The organism is Bilophila sp. 4_1_30 (genome assembly GCF_000224655.1).
GTDB lineage: Bacteria > Desulfobacterota > Desulfovibrionia > Desulfovibrionales > Desulfovibrionaceae > Bilophila > Bilophila wadsworthia.
In genome coordinates, this window is the sequence record NZ_JH114232.1 from 54955 (window position 1) to 69802 (window position 14848).

Annotated in this window: 15 protein-coding genes; 7 read left to right on the forward strand and 8 right to left on the reverse strand. The window is 62.1% G+C overall.

Going from position 1 to position 14848, the window contains the following annotated elements; genetic code table 11:
• Positions 1-74 precede the first annotated feature (74 nt).
• Both HMPREF0178_RS20920 and HMPREF0178_RS07005 read left to right on the forward strand, forming a co-directional pair.
• Positions 75-212: a CcmD family protein gene (locus HMPREF0178_RS20920; protein WP_009368093.1), complete on the forward strand. Its 138-nt coding sequence runs from the start codon at positions 75-77 to the stop codon at positions 210-212.
• Positions 205-840, forward strand: a complete 636-nt coding sequence (locus HMPREF0178_RS07005) for a hypothetical protein (protein WP_009368094.1) — start codon at positions 205-207, stop codon at positions 838-840. The genes HMPREF0178_RS20920 and HMPREF0178_RS07005 overlap by 8 nt, the downstream gene beginning before the upstream one ends.
• A 332-nt stretch (positions 841-1172) precedes the next feature.
• Here HMPREF0178_RS07005 and HMPREF0178_RS07010 read toward each other — a convergent pair whose 3' ends face one another.
• Positions 1173-1397, reverse strand: coding sequence for a hypothetical protein (locus HMPREF0178_RS07010; protein WP_005027837.1), 225 nt, complete (start codon positions 1395-1397; stop codon positions 1173-1175).
• Positions 1398-1855: 458 nt separating this feature from the next.
• Here HMPREF0178_RS07010 and HMPREF0178_RS07015 point away from each other — a divergent pair, with 458 nt between their 5' ends.
• The 3 genes from HMPREF0178_RS07015 (at position 1856) to HMPREF0178_RS07025 (ending at position 4662) form a co-directional block, all read left to right on the forward strand.
• Complete coding sequence (locus HMPREF0178_RS07015) at positions 1856-2908, forward strand: aspartate-semialdehyde dehydrogenase (RefSeq protein WP_009368095.1); 1053 nt, start codon at positions 1856-1858, stop codon at positions 2906-2908.
• Between the two features lie 132 nt (positions 2909-3040).
• Complete coding sequence (locus HMPREF0178_RS07020) at positions 3041-3982, forward strand: aminotransferase class IV (protein ID WP_009368096.1); 942 nt, start codon at positions 3041-3043, stop codon at positions 3980-3982.
• A 350-nt stretch (positions 3983-4332) separates the two neighbouring features.
• Positions 4333-4662 carry a DUF5666 domain-containing protein gene (locus tag HMPREF0178_RS07025; protein WP_009368097.1) on the forward strand — a complete coding sequence of 110 codons (330 nt, stop codon included), beginning with the start codon at positions 4333-4335 and terminating at the stop codon, positions 4660-4662.
• A gap of 209 nt (positions 4663-4871) precedes the next feature.
• On the opposite strand, the gene HMPREF0178_RS07030 is transcribed toward HMPREF0178_RS07025, so the two are convergent.
• Together HMPREF0178_RS07030 and HMPREF0178_RS07035 are read right to left on the reverse strand one after the other, a co-directional pair.
• Positions 4872-5942: a glycosyltransferase family 4 protein gene (locus HMPREF0178_RS07030; protein WP_009368098.1), complete on the reverse strand. Its 1071-nt coding sequence runs from the start codon at positions 5940-5942 to the stop codon at positions 4872-4874.
• A gap of 272 nt (positions 5943-6214) precedes the next feature.
• On the reverse strand, positions 6215-6781 hold the full coding sequence (locus HMPREF0178_RS07035; protein WP_009368099.1) for a hypothetical protein: 567 nt from the start codon (positions 6779-6781) through the stop codon (positions 6215-6217).
• A gap of 159 nt (positions 6782-6940) precedes the next feature.
• Here HMPREF0178_RS07035 and HMPREF0178_RS07040 point away from each other — a divergent pair, with 159 nt between their 5' ends.
• Entirely contained in the window at positions 6941-7318 is a 378-nt protein-coding gene (locus HMPREF0178_RS07040) for a hypothetical protein (protein WP_005027847.1), read from the forward strand.
• Between the two features lie 301 nt (positions 7319-7619).
• Here the strand turns inward: HMPREF0178_RS07040 and HMPREF0178_RS07045 are convergent, their stop codons facing one another.
• The 5 genes from HMPREF0178_RS07045 to HMPREF0178_RS07065 form a co-directional block, all read right to left on the reverse strand.
• Positions 7620-8168, reverse strand: a complete 549-nt coding sequence (locus HMPREF0178_RS07045; RefSeq protein ID WP_009368100.1) for a C40 family peptidase — start codon at positions 8166-8168, stop codon at positions 7620-7622.
• Positions 8152-8964 carry a selenium cofactor biosynthesis protein YqeC gene (gene yqeC / locus HMPREF0178_RS07050; RefSeq protein WP_009368101.1) on the reverse strand — a complete coding sequence of 271 codons (813 nt, stop codon included), beginning with the start codon at positions 8962-8964 and terminating at the stop codon, positions 8152-8154. The genes HMPREF0178_RS07045 and yqeC overlap by 17 nt, the downstream gene beginning before the upstream one ends.
• 2 nt (positions 8965-8966) lie before the next feature.
• Complete coding sequence (gene mnmG, locus HMPREF0178_RS07055; RefSeq protein ID WP_009368102.1) at positions 8967-10826, reverse strand: tRNA uridine-5-carboxymethylaminomethyl(34) synthesis enzyme MnmG; 1860 nt, start codon at positions 10824-10826, stop codon at positions 8967-8969.
• Positions 10827-11234: 408 nt separating this feature from the next.
• Positions 11235-12461, reverse strand: a complete 1227-nt coding sequence (locus tag HMPREF0178_RS07060) for a M20 family metallo-hydrolase (RefSeq protein ID WP_009368103.1) — start codon at positions 12459-12461, stop codon at positions 11235-11237.
• A 141-nt stretch (positions 12462-12602) separates the two neighbouring features.
• A complete protein-coding gene (locus tag HMPREF0178_RS07065; protein ID WP_005027852.1) occupies positions 12603-12875 on the reverse strand; it encodes a PxxKW family cysteine-rich protein in 273 nt (90 codons plus the stop codon).
• 240 nt (positions 12876-13115) lie between these two features.
• Here HMPREF0178_RS07065 and HMPREF0178_RS07070 point away from each other — a divergent pair, with 240 nt between their 5' ends.
• Complete coding sequence (locus tag HMPREF0178_RS07070) at positions 13116-14837, forward strand: YcaO-like family protein (RefSeq protein WP_009368104.1); 1722 nt, start codon at positions 13116-13118, stop codon at positions 14835-14837.
• The last annotated feature ends 11 nt before the right edge of the window (positions 14838-14848 follow it).

Consider the following 14848-nt stretch of genomic DNA (forward strand, 5'->3'; position numbering starts at 1 on the left):
AGCGTAGCCTCCCCACCAGTCAAAAGTCTTAGGAAGGGTGGGTCAAACCTTCATGTTCCTTAAGGAGTCCCCTCATGACCGACATGGATTGGCTCATGTACGCGAATATCGCCGTATGGATCGGGCTCGGCGCCTACCTTGCGTTCCTGCTCCGCAACCAGATTGCCCTCAACCGCCGCCTTACCCAGTTGGAGACCTTGCGCAATGACTGATCAGACTTTCGGAAAAAACCGCCGCTCCATCCTGCTGCTCATCACGGCGGGGCTGGTGCTCATGCTCGTGTCCACCCTGTCCTACTTCTCGGCCAACCCCGGCTTGGTTTCCCATACGACCACCGGGACGCAGGCCGCCGCGCCGTCAGGACAGCAGATGCCCACAAGCGCGGGCATGGACGAAGCCACGCAGCAGGGCGTCATGGCCCTGATGCAGAAACTCCAGAAAAACCCCACAGACCTTGAAGCCCTCGTCGGCCTGACCGAGCACTTCATGCACACGCAGGACTGGCAGCGGGCCGAGACGTTCGCCCTGCGCGCCGTGGTGGCCGCGCCCAACGAAACGCAGCCGCTCTACATGCTCGGCATCATCCAGCACAGCCAGAACCGCAACGCCGAAGCCGCCGCCAGCCTCGAAAAGGTCGTCGCCGCCAAGGAAGATCCTTCCGTACGCTACAGCCTCGGCATCCTCTACGCCTACTACCTCGAACAGCCGGACAAGGGCCTCGAACAGCTCCAAAAGGCGCTCGATAACCCGAATACCCCTGCAGATCTCAAGAAGGCGGTGTCCGAGGAAGTCACAAAAATCAAGGAACACAAAAACCACACGCCTCAGCAGGCGCAGTAACGTCCATAAAAATGAAAAGGCCGGGGCTCCTCCCAAGGGGAGTTCCGGCCTTTTCGTTTATGAAGGGAACACGGGGTGAAGCAGCCATCGACGGCTAAAAAAGAAAGCGCCTAGCGGCAGGCAACGCCACAGGACACGGATACCGTAACTGAGAAAAGCCGATTGCTCCACGCCGCGTGCGGATTCTTGGAAGCGTGCCGGACCGTCAATTTCGCCACGCGGATCGTCAGGGCCATGGACGCCAAAAACCCTCCCGCAACAAGGGGAGGGTTCCTATGCCATTAGGACATTCCGGCGCCAGTCGGGCCGAAACGGATGTGTTCAAGAGATGATCAGGCTCCGCAGGACTTCTGGCGCTGGCAGGAACGCAACTGCAGTTCCAGCACGATAAGACGCTCGTAATCCTGAACAGGAACCACCGTTTGCTGATATTCGGCACGCAAGGCGCTCTCGATCTGCTGGGTTTCTTCCCAGAAGTCGAGAAGCTCTTCATCAGCCAGATTCTTGATCTGGATGTTGAAGGGCGCTTCATCAGCGGGAGAAAGACGAGTGGCCATAAAATACTCCTTGTCAGCGTACGGGGCCGGAAAGCTTCCGGATTGTATCCTGACGACGTAGATTGCCTTTACTTTACGGTCAAACTATAAGAACAAACACCGTGGCTGGCAAGCGACTCTAACGCCGTTCCCGTGTTTTGGGGCTCCAGGCGCGGAGAAACGGGGCCCCGATCCGGCGCGATAGAAATAACATTTATGTCAAAAAGGGCAACCGGCCTGCGCCGCGCCCCCCTTCCGCACGCCTTGATGCGGAAAGCCCGGAACCCTTTGATATCCAAAAGGCTTTTGCCCAGTCACACGTGACTGCCCGAAATGCTATCAAAAAAGGAGACGGATTTCGGGTGAAAAGCGCTCCAACGGACTTGACAGCGACGGCAACCCGTTAGATGAACGTCGAACGCCTTGCGAAAATCACATGCTCCGAGGCTTTCCTTTTTTGTTCGAGGATAGAGGATACCATGTCTGAAAAAAAACTCGTTGTCGCTGTTGTGGGAGCTACCGGCGCCGTCGGCCGTGAAATGCTGAAGACCCTTGAAAGCCGGAACTTCCCCGCCACTGAGGTCGTTCCCTTCGCCTCGGCCCGTTCCGCCGGGACGAAAGTCCCCTACGGGGATTCCGAGCTGGTCGTGCGCGAACTGAAGGAAGATGTGTTCGAAGGCATCGACATCGCCATCTTCTCCGCGGGCGGCTCCACCTCCGAAAAGTACGCCCCCCACGCCGCCGCCGCGGGCTGCATCGTCGTGGACAACTCCAGCGCGTGGCGCATGGACGAGCGTTGCCCGCTGGTCGTGCCCGAAGTGAACCCCGAAGCGCTGGAAGGGCACAACGGCATCATCGCCAACCCGAACTGCTCCACCATCCAGATGGTCGTGGCCCTGAAGCCCCTGCACGACGCCGCGGGCATCCGCCGCGTGGTGGTCTCCACCTATCAGGCCGTTTCCGGCTCCGGGCAGAAGGGCATCAGCGAACTGGAAACGCAAGTCCGCCAGATGTTCAATCTGAAAGAGCCCGAAGTGAACGTGTATCCCCACCGTATCGCGTTCAACTGCATCCCGCACATCGACGTCTTCCTTGAGAACGACTACACCAAGGAAGAAATGAAGATGGTCCATGAAACCGTCAAGATCATGCGCGACCCGAACGTGAAGGTGACCGCCACCTGCGTGCGCGTGCCCGTGTTCTACGGCCACTCCGAGTCCGTGAACATCGAAACCGAACGCAAGCTTTCCGCCAAGGAAGCCCGCGCCATCCTTGCGCAGGCCCCCGGCGTACAGGTGTACGACAACCCCTCCGAAAAGATGTACCCCCTCGCGGTCGACGCCGCCGGCGAAGACCCGACCTATGTGGGGCGCATCCGTGAGGACGATACCATCCCGAACGGCCTCAACATGTGGATTGTCGCCGACAACATCCGCAAGGGCGCTGCGCTCAACGCCGTCCAGATCGCCGAAGAGCTGGTCCGCCGCGACCTGCTCGGCGTGCAGGATCGCACCGTGTTCATCAAGAAGTAAGTCCGGTTCCTGCGAACCGTTTCTTCCGATTGGGGCATCCGGGAAACCGGGTGCCCCAATCTGGTCTTTTCGTCCTGAAGAGAGTAAGAACACAGACAACCCACCCTTGAAACCACCAGAAAGAGGTTTGTCATGATTCCCGTACTGGACACGAACGCATGGATCGAGAAGCTCCGGGAACTGGAACGTCCCGGCGCGGACAACATTCTGGCTTTCTACGAACACCGTTTCGGCGCGATCTGCCGCGATCCCCGGCTGATGCTGGCCCCGCTGGACGATCATCTCGTCCATCGCGGCGACGGCGTGTTTGAAACCATCCGCTTCACCGAACGCAAGGTCATCCATCTCGATGCGCACCTGCGTCGGCTCGCCAACTCCGCCGCCGGGCTGTCCCTCACCCTGCCCTGCCCCATCGAGGAAATCCGGGACATCGTGCTCGCCGTAGCCAAGGCCGGAGACGAACCCGAAGGCAATATCCGCATCCTGTCCGGACGCGGCCCCGGCGGATTCGGCATCGCGCTCAAGGAGTGCCCCCAGTCCAGCCTGTACGTGGCTGCCTACCGCGTCCCTGTGCGCACTGACGCATGGTACGACAAGGGCCTCACCGCCTTCCGCAGCGACGTGCCGGTCAAGCCCGCCATGTTCGCCCGCCTCAAGACGACCAACTACCTTTCCGCCGTCTTCATGACGCTTGAGGCCATGCAGAAGCACATGGACGTCGCCCTGACCTTCGACGCGAACGACTGCCTGACCGAAGCGGCCATTGCCAACGTAGCCGTGGTCGATGCCAAGGGCGCATTGGTGCTCCCCGAATTCAAGAACGCGCTGGTCGGCACGGTGGCGACCAAGGCGATGGAGCTTGCCAAAACGTTCATGCCCGTGGAGATCCGCCCCATCCCGCAGGCCGAGCTGGATTCCGTCCGGGAGATGATGATCCTCGGCACGGCGCACGAATGCATCGGCGTGACCCATTTCGAGGGCAGGCCCATCGGCGACGGCAAGACCGGCCCCGTGGCCCACAAGCTCCGCAAGCTCATCCGTGAGGATCTCCTCGCTGGCGGTGAGGCTTTTTAGAGGAGAGGAAGGGATTGTGAAAATGCGGAGGGGGAGGGGGACCTTGCTTTAGAAAGGTCCCCCCCTCCGCGCCTCTCCCACCCACTCCAAAGACTTTCGCGCTTATCGGATCCCTGTTCGCGGCGTTCCCTGTCCGCCGATGAACGCGGGATACTGAATAGGGGAATGAGAGGGCATTTATTCCCCCATCGCGGTTTTCGGAGCTCTATAGAAAGGAACTGTTTGTGGGCAAGGTGAAGCGAGGGCATCGTGTTTCCCGCAATGGACATAAAAAATCAACCCGTTCGGGATGATACTCATGGCTTTTTATGGCGACACTTCCTAGCGTGGAATGCAAAAGGAGGGCTGCCATGCTCAAACGTACTTTATGCGCCGCCTTTGCGGTTGCCGTTCTTGTCGCTTTTTCCGTCCCGGCCTTTGCCGGTTCCCATCACAAGATCCGTGTCCGTGGCACTGTGGAAAGCGTTGATCCCGCCCAAAAGACCTTCGTTGTGAAGGACCGGGACGGCAAGGCAATCCCGTTCCGTGTGGATGACCGCAGCGAGTTTGAACTCGAACACAGGGACAAGCCCGATCAGGACGTGCCCTTCACCGAATTGAAGACCGGCGACCGTGTCAAGGTCAAGGCCTTCAAGGGAGAACCGCCGCATCTCGTGGATGATGTGGACATCTACAGATAAGTCCGGTTCCGCCAGCTGATGCCTCAGGGGGGAAAGAACGCCGTTTCTTTCCCCCTCACTTTGTCTTCTCCTTTCCCGCCCGGCCATACCGGACACGCCGCAGAACGAAATCCTCGTTGTGCGGCGTGTTGCTTCAAGCGTACCGGAAAGCATCCGGGAGAAATTTCAGGGAAAATCACAGAGGCGTTAAAAATATCCTCGGCAAGCTTTCATTCCGTGCCTTTTCCCATGAGGCGGCGGTACAGATCCATGTATTGCTCAGCCATCCGGGTATCGGTGAACTCCAGCACGGATCGGCTTCCCTCTTCGGCAAGCCGCACCCGCAGGCCTTCATCGGTCAGGCAACGCGCCATCGCGTCGGCAAGCGACACGGGATCGCCCACGGCGGCAAGCAGTCCGTTCTCGTCCCCGCGCACCAGTTCCTGATTGGAAGCCAGTGCCGAACAGATCACCGGAACTCCCGTCACCCAGCCTTCCTTGATGGCCCCGCTGCTCCCCTCCCCGTCCACTGACGGGACCACCAGAGCGTCGCAGTCCGGCAGCATGTCCACGCTGTCCCGGCGGCCGGGCAGCGCAAGCAGATCATCCACGCCGAGGGTACGGGCTTCCTCTTTGATGGGATCCAGCAGCGGCCCGTCGCCCACGATGCGCACGGCCCACGGAGGCAGGGAGCGCTTCCGCAGTTCCGCCATCGCCCGGACAAGCACGCTGTAGCCTTTCTGGGGCGTGAAAGCGCCTATGCTCTGGAAGAGGAAGCCCCCATCCTGACGCGCCTCACGAGGGCGGTAACGGGAGGGATCGATTCCGGAATGGATCGCGCTGACCCGTGAGGCGGGGATGCCCGCCCCGATCATGCCGTCGGCGATCTCCCGGCTGACGCCCACAACGGCATCGGCAATCCGGTATTTCCACGAGCGCAGCCCACGCCGCAGCGGATACGAAACCCGGCGGCTGTGGATCAAGAGCGTGCCGCTGTGCAGCAGCTTGTAGAACGCGCCCAGCGTAGCGGCGTTGGCGTCGTGCGTGTGCACAATATCCGGGGAAAAATCGCGCAGCCGCTGCCCCATCCAGCGCAGCAGCAACGGGTTGGCAGGGCTCCGGCCCGGCAAGCCCAGAACGGGCAAACCTTCATCACGCAGCAGCTCCGCCAGCTTTCCCGCACGAGGACAGGCCACCAACGGATCCATGTCGGATGTGCGGGCCAACGCGCGGGCCAGATAATACACCTGCCGCTGGCCGCCCCGCAGTTCCAGCCCAAGATCCAACAACAGAACGCGCATACCCGTCTTCCACCCCAGTTCATTCTGTTGCCGCCCAACGGCGGCCACCTTCCGAGCCCGGCGCACCCCATCGGCTTTCATACACAACGTCAAAGCCGATTTCTCCGCCGAGCCCGCTGCCCCAAATTCCAACCGCCCATCAAACGAACGCCCTCCAAGCGGCCTCCCCACCAGTCGAAAGTCTTTGGAGGGAAAGAGGAGGGGGGTTGGGGAAGGGGGACCTTTCTGGAGAAAGGTCCCCCTTCCCCAACCCCAAACTCATAACACCCACATCACATCTGCTGAGGGTGCTCGTAGCCGGGAAGCACTACGGACGTGGCTTCCATCTGGCCCTGCCCCTTGGGACAGTTGCTCTGAAGCACGCAGATCTCACAGCCGCCTTTGAAGGGATAGTGCGTTACCACGGCATAGCGGCGGGACAGGATGGGATCCTTGTCGTTGCTGTACGGGATCCCCTCGACCTCCAGCGCTTCGCGCAGCGTGGCGGTGGGTTTGGGGGCGGGCGCGCAGCCGGCGTCCTGCACTTCGGGGATCACGGCGTGTACGGCGGCCATGCACATGGTCTGCGCCAGCGCGTTGTACAAGAACGCGTTGGACGGCGAGCTTTCCCACGCCTTGTCCACATCCTGCTCCACGCTCTCGTCGAGAGCGACCAAAAGATACTTGATCTTGCCCGTGTCGATGCCCTTCACGGTCAGGTGCGGGAGCCAGTTCTTCCACAGCGTCATGAAACGGTCCATCACGTCGCCGCCAAGCCGGGTCTCCTGGCTGACGCCCATGAACAGTTCCATATCAAACCACGGTTCTACATCGATTTTTTCCGTCGTGAATGCGGTCATGCTTTCCTCTTTGGAGATGTTCAAAAATACCGTACAATATTGGCGGGCCTGATAAGAAGCCGCCAAACGGGAGAGGCAACTTTACTTCATCCCGTCACTTTCCTACAATACCCAAAACCGCATGACGCGGTTGTTTCAGCAAGGTCAAAGGAGCCGTCAATGAGCCAACAGTATCCCAGCCGGATACGCTATGAGTACGAACAGGACCCGGAAACCCGCCTCCAGTATACCCACGGCGTATGGGGGGGCATCAACCCGCAAGGCGAAATCGAAATCAGCTTCTATCTCGAAAGCGACAAGATGCCGCCGTACTCCGAACGTATCATAGCCCCCGACGGCAGCTTCGGCCACGAAATCGCCCCTTACAATGACGAGGAGCGGACCATCACCCGGCATATCCATTCGCGTGTGGTCATGAACTACCACACCGCCCGGGCCATGCTGGAATGGCTGGAAGACAAGGTCGCCGCCCTTGAAGCCGAAGAGGACGGCAGCGCGCCGCTTTCGTTCGACGAGAGCGGCTTCCAGCACCAGTGAGAAGCTTTTGAACCGGTGAGGAAACCTGTTTTCCGACGTTCCCTCGTCGGAATCTCTTTTCTCTCTTCCTCAACTTCCGTACCTGTTGCCAGCCCGATGCCGCACCCGGCTTCGGGCTGCTCGGTTCTTCCCTTCGCCAAATCCGGTGCACTCGAAAAAATGCTGGCATCCAGAGTGCCAAACGGCTTGACGCTTCCCGCGCCGCCTTTACGCAGCCGAAAACCTTCAGAGAGTAAGGGAGAGGATTGAAGGAACAGGGGCTCTTGCTCAAAAAAAGCCCGCCGCCTTTCAGGCTTACTTTTTATCTCACAATTCTCCGAATGCGGATAAGCCGCTTCTTCCAGTATTCCTGAGCCAAACTGTCCTCACGGACACGCTTGCCGCTGGTGGGGCTGTGCACGAACCGCCCGTTGCCTGTGTACAATGCGGTATGGAGCCCCGTGCGCCCGCGATTGGTATCGAAGACAAGGATGTCGCCGGGACGCATGGCAATGCCGCGACCCACGCCGTACCCGGCCTTGGCCTGCGCATCGGTCACACGGGGAACATTGATCCCATGTTGACGATAGGCCCACCAGATCAGCCCGGAGCAGTCGAACCCTTTGGGCGTGGTGCCTCCGAGACGGTAATGCGCACCGATCTGGGAGCGCGCGGTCTGAGCGACCCGGGCGCCGAGGGAAGAGGTATCATACCGTCCACCATAATCGGGTGCGGAAATGTATGTCGTACCGCAGCCGGAGAGCAGCAACGCCAGACAAAGCAAACCGGCGAGCGCCATAAAACGGCACGCCGATCCCATCACGACCCATTGTTTCACCACTCTGCCTTCCATCTCAGCATGATAGATCACGGAAGGGCTCCATGCCAAGCGTCCGTTGAGCCCCCGCCGTCAGCGGGACGCACCAGCCCTGAGCCGCGCTTCCCGCAAACCACGCCACGGAACGGGACAGGGCGGCGGCTTCGGAAGCGGCATCAAGCGCCCCCGGCCCGTCCCCCTTATTGGCGAACACAAGACGGCGGCACCCCGCCGGACAGTTGCGGAACAGCCCTTCGGGGTGCTCCACCAGACGGGCCAGCGTCGCGGGCGTCACCGGACTCCCCGGCTTCTGCCCCGCCGCCGCGCAAACCAGTGCGGAACGGTGCACGTGCCCGTCGTCCAACGGCTGCCCCACGCTGTCCAGACCGACCACCGCCACGCAACAGTCCAGAGGCTCCGGCAGGACGGGTTCATGCGCAGCGGGAGCCTTGAGGGGCTTACGGGCAGCGCCGTCGGCCTCCACAAGAAAAAGGGCGGCGGGCAGCGCCGCCGATAGCACGGCAAGCATATGGGGGGATACGCCGTCCAGCTTCCGCACATCCGGCAACGGACGCCCGGCGGCCACAACACACGGCGCGGCGAACAGCGCATCGTGGACGGCGGCAACGGGATCGGCCACGCCTTCCAAGAGAACCACGGGAAGGCCATTTTCCGGCGGGAAAATCTTGGTCGTGGTGGTGCAGACCACACGCCGCCCGGCATCGGCCATACGCCGGGCCAGCGCGTACATGAGCGTCGTCTTGCCCCCGGCCCCAACAAGCGCGGTCATCCGGGGAAAGGCAACGCCGCCAGATCCGGCAAACAGGGCTTCAAGCGGCCACCTCTTCATGGCTATCCGAGCAGGGACCGTTTTTTCAGATGGATTTCCAGACAGGTCAACGCCGCCGGAGTCACCCCGGAAATGCGCCCCGCCTGACCAAGGGTACGCGGGCGTACGGCGCAGAGCTTTTCCACGATCTCGGCGGACAGGCCGGAAACGGAGGGGTAATCCAGATCCGCCGGGAGGCGTACCTCCTCAAGCCGTGCGGAGCGCTTGACCAGCTCGTCCTGCCGCACCAAGTAACCCGCATACTTCACGGAGGTTTCCGCCTCCAAAAGCACTTCTTCCGGAAAAGCCATCACGCCGGGATGCAGGCGCTCAAGCCGTTCCAGCGTCATGGACGGACGCCTGAGCACTTCCTCCAGCGTCAGCGACTTGTTCGGCACGGGTTCGCCCAGCTCGCGGAAAGCGTCGCTCGTCGCCGCGTCCGGCGAAACCCGCACTTCACGCAGCATGTCCAGCAGCCGCCCCAATGCGTCCTGCTTGCGCCGGAAGGCGGACCACTGTTCGTCGCCCACCAATCCGAGCTCCCGCCCGAGCGGGGTCAGCCGCGCGTCGGCATTGGCTTCGCGCAGCAGCAGCCGGTACTCCGCCCGCGATGTGAACATACGATACGGCTCCTGCGTCCCACGCGTCACGAGATCATCCACCAGCACAGACATGTACGCCACGTCGCGGCCCGGCAGGAACGGCTGGCGGCCCGTCAGGCGGCACCCCACGTTGATCGCGGCCCACATCCCCTGAGCGGCGGCCTCCTCATAGCCGGACGTCCCGTTGATCTGCCCCGCCAGCCACAAGCCGGGCAGGACCTTGGCCTCCAGCGTGGGCTCAAGCTGTACCGGGTCCACATAGTCGTATTCGATGGCATAGCCGGGACGTACCATCTTGGCATGTTCGAGGCCGGGGATGCTGGCAATCATGGCAAGCTGCACATCCAGCGGCAGGCTGGTGGAAATGCCGTTGGCGTAGCATTCCTGCCCGTTCAACCCTTCCGGCTCGATAAAGACATGGTGCCGCTCACGCTCGGGAAACCGCGCCACCTTGTCCTCCACGGAGGGGCAGTAGCGCGCGCCCGTGCCTTCAATGACGCCCGTGAACAGCGGCGAACGGTCCATGCCCGATCGGATGGCGTCGTGCGTCCGTTCGTTGGTCCACGTCACATAACACGGCACCTGCGGCTGTCCGGGCTTTGGCCCGTAAAAGCTGAAACACGGAGCCGGATCGTCACCGGGCTGTTCCTCCATTTGCGAAAAATCGATGGACGACCGGAGCAGCCGCGGGGTGGTCCCGGTCTTGAGGCGGCCCAGGGTGAGGCCGTGCTTCCGCAGGGAATCCGAAAGCTTCATGGCGGCGGCATCGCCGAGGCGCCCACCGGAAAAATGCGTGAGCCCCACATGGATAAGCCCGCACAGGAACGTGCCCGTAGTCAGGATGACGTGCGGGGCCTCAAAGGTCTGCCCCAGCTCGGTGCGGACCCCGGCGGCGCGCCCGCCCCGCTCCAGCACCTCGTCCACGGTATCCTGCCAGATGGTGATGTTCGGCTCGGCGAACAGGGCGGCCTTCGCCGCCTCCATGTAGCTGTCGCGGTCGATCTGCGCGCGGGTGGCCCGTACGGCGGGCCCCTTGCTGGCGTTCAGCGTACGAAACTGGATACCCGCCCTGTCGGCCCACAGGCCCATCATGCCGCCGAGGGCGTCGATTTCCCGGACCATATGCCCCTTGGCGAGCCCCCCGATGGCGGGGTTGCACGAAAGGTGCCCGATGCGATCCACATTACCCGTGATCAGCAAAACGCGCTGCCCGAACCGCGCCAACGTCATGGCGGCTTCGCAGCCCGCATGTCCCGCGCCTACGACTATACAATCGAACATAAGCTTTTCCTTGGGAAAGAGCGGGGGAGGGAACCCCTTCTGGAGAAGGGTTCTCCCTCCCCCGTCCCCCCACCCTTCCCAAGACTTTCGACTGGTGGGGAGGGGACGCGAAAGGAGTATTCTTTGAAAAAGAAGCAGGGAGAGTCCCAGATATACCGAAATGTTCCCTTTCAACAAGCCGCCGGGGGACGAACACGGAAGTTCAGCCTCCCAAGCCGCCCGTCCCTCCATCGACCAATAGAAAAGCCTCAGGAGGGGAAGGGGTGGATTTTTTTGGGGGAAGGGGACCGACCCAACGGGGGCCCCTTGGGGCCGTGACCGTCAGGCGAGCCTTCGAACCTTACGGGCATCGACAGCAACGCAGCCCTTCTTCAGAAGGGTTCCCTACCCCCCAATCTTCATCATCCCCTAATCGAACAGCATCCGGGCGAGCACCTGCGCGTCGCCGATGGTGCGGGAAATGAGGGAGTATTCGTTGGCGAGATGATAGGTCGGCACGACGCTGGCCCAGACCGCAGCGGGGATGCCCATGTCGCGGAAGCCCACGGCCACGGTCCCGCCGCCGCTGCCGTCGCAGTGCGGCTCGATGCCGTAGATCTCACGGATCCCGGCGGACAGGCGGAGCACCACTTCGCTGTCGGGCGGGGTTGCGGGCGACGCGGGCGCATTGGTCACCGTGGTGATATCCACGGTCACGCCATGACGCTCCGCCACGGCTTCCATAATCTCCCGGGCGGAGGCGAGCACGTCGTCGTGGCTGATGCCCGGCAGAATGCGGCAGTCGATGTAGAACACGTCCTTGCCCGGCAGGGAATTGATATTGGGGACGTTCTCTTCGTGGCGCGTCGGGACGAACGTGCAGCACGGGGGCTGGAACAGCGGATCGACCTGAGCATAGATGGATTCCAGATCCCGCACATGCAGAATCATATCGGCGGCGGCGACCAGCGAGTTGCGGCCTTCCTGCGGGCGGGACGCGTGGCACTGATGCCCAAGCACCTCAACGCGCATCCACAGCTGGCCTTTCTCGGAAATTTCGATGGAGGAACCATCCGCCACGCCGTAATCGGGCACGACCACGAAATCGTCGGGGCCAAACAGATCGGCGTGAGTCTTGAGGATGTAGTGGATGCCGTAACGGCTGGAAGTCTCTTCGTCGGAAACAAAAATCAGGCCAAGGGAGAGGTCGGGGGTGATGCCCTGCGCCTTCAGTTCCTGCGCAATGAGCAGGCCGCAAACGATGGCCTGCTGATTGTCCTCCACGCCACGGCCACGGATCTTGTCGCCGTCGACGACAACCTTCCACGGATCGGTCTTCCAGTAGGAAAGCTCTCCCGGAGGCACAACGTCCATATGCCCCAGAATCCAGAGCCGACGCGGCGACGCGCCGGGGATGCGCGCGATCACATTGGGGCGCACGCCGTCGGGGACCCGCGAGTCGGGCGCGTCAATGCGCAGGATGTCCGTTACGCCGAGCTCACGCAACAGCCTTTCCAGATACAGGGCTTTGGGCATTTCGCCCGTGCCGCCGTTCTCCGGGCCGAGAGCGGGGAGTTCCGTCATGCGGGTCTGGTATTCGATGACCTTGTCCCGCTGCTGTCCGATGGACTCAATAAGCCGAGAAAAACGTGTCATATGTTCCTCGTGTACGGCTTCGGAAAATAAGAAAGGGGGAAGACGAAGCCTCCCCCTGCCTTGGGAGAACGCCCTTCCCAAAGACGGGCGTTCTCAAAAAAATTGCGGTGCATACCCGCGAGCAAAACGCTTCCGAACGGCTTAACGACCCTTCGCAGCACGCTTGGACGCCTTCAACGGGTTGACCTTGGCGGCCTTGCCGCTTTCCGTCTTGATGTGGGTAGCAAAGTTGCAGCGCCCGTCGAACCACTTCTTGGCGGGGTTCGGGTAGCTGCCACAGAACTGCTGCTCTTCAAACGTACGAACGCGATCACAGCCTTCGCACTTTTCAACGACGGGCTGCATCAGCATACCCTTCACTTCAACGCCCTGCTCAGTCTTGACGGCACCCACGAGGGTTTTTTCGTCGCTCATGATAACCTCCTGCGCGCCGGAGCGCGATTTTTTACGTAAGAAACGAACTCTTTTATCCATATCAGCGGAAATGTCAAGACCCGTCCACGTGTTCCGGCGGCAAGTCCACCTCCGCAAAGGCAGGGCACCATGCGAAACAACACGGGATCCAGCCCGTTCCGCACCAAAGGCGCGTTTGCCTTTTCCCGACGTTTTGGGCAACGTAACGCAAGCCGATTTCACTTTTTCCCGAGGACAGCCATGCCCACGACCACCCTCCCCTATCGCTATACCCACGCCTCCACCGAATCCATGACCGGATACTTTTCCTGCGAGCCGCCGGAAGATCTCTGCTTTGAGGATGCGCTCGCCCGCCTTGAGGCCGCCCCTCTCGACGAATTTTTGCACCGCCATCTGCTGCGCCGCATCGCGGCCTTGCCCCCGGATGAAGCCGCCGCGCTGCGTACGCCTTCCCGTCCGGTGCTCATGGGCTTGCTCTGCGAAACGGCATTCCTGAACGCCGGACACGCCGGAATGCTGAACGGCGTCTCAGCCGGGGAACTTGAACGGCTGGAAGGGGCCACCCCCCTGCCGTACCTCAGCTTCGCCCGCAAATCCCTCACGAAAGAAGGGCAAGAGGAGCAAGCGAACCTTGCCGCATGGAACGCGCTGTTCGAAGAAAACCTTTCCCGGCACCATCCCCTGCCGCATCCCGACGACAACGATCTCCCTTTGCCCGCGTATGTGCGGAACGCGGAGCCGCCCAAACACGGACGCACGGCGGCGGAGGTTCACGCCGAGCGGGCCGTTCCCGGACAGCCCATCTGGTCCCGCCCCCCGGCCCAGCATACGGCGGCGGAAGCGCTGGCCTCGCTGGCCACCTGCGGCGTGATCGCCGGAACGGAAATGCGGCACGAATCCTCGCTCGCACCCGTGGGACTACTGCGAAACTGGAACGTGGACATCGCCGTGCGCAACGGCAAGCTCGACTATACCCTGCAGGGGGAAGGCACCACATGGGGGCGCGGCCTGTCCATCGCCACGGCCCGGGCGTCCTACTCGATGGAGATGGTCGAACGCGCTTCGGCCTATCTGTCCGTGGACGGGGACGCCATCACCGATCGCCTCCACCCCACGCCGATTGTCCGGGCCAACCATGCGGAACTGCTGGCGCAAGGCCGGGCCGCCATCGATCCGCGCGGCCTGCCCATCGACGCCGAGTACAACGATCAGCCTCTTTACTGGATGGAAGGCCGCGGCGTTTCGGGCAGCGCGATACTCGTCCCGGTGCAGGCCGTGGGGTTGTTCTGCAATCTCGACGAGCCCGCTCTTTTTCTGTCGCCGGGTTCCACGGGCATGGCTTCGGGCAACACACTCGATGAAGCCAAGGTCGGCGCGCTCACTGAAATACTGGAACGCGACGCCGAAGCCACGGTACCGTGGCGGCGCGGCCAGTGCTTCGAGCTGCTCGCGGACGGCGAGCACCCGTTGGCGGTACTTCTCGCGGATTACGCCCGGCGCGGCATCCATGTCTGGTTCCGGGACATGACCACGGAATTCGGCGTCCCCTGCTACCAGAGCTTCGTAACCTGCGGCGACGGTTCCGTGGTTCGCGGAGCCGGGGCGGGGCTTTCCGGGGCAGGGGCTCTGCTCTCGGCGCTGACCGAGACCCCCTATCCGTATCCCAACGGCCCGGCTTCCGCGCCGGTTCCGGCTGGCCTCGCGCAGCGCCGCCTCTCCGAACTGCCCGATTACCGGCTCGGCTCGCCCTCCGACAACCTCCGGCTGCTGGAAGAAGTGCTCATCTCGCATGGGCACGCCCCCGTCTATGTGGAGCTGACGCGTGAGGATCTGGAGTTTCCCGTGGTCCGGGCCATCGTTCCGGGGCTCGAACTGACCGCCGACTTCGACGCCCATTCGCGCCCCTCCGTCCGCCTGTTCCGCCGCTACCTGAAAAAGGCGGGCTCATTTGAAAGGGAATAGGGAATTGGGGA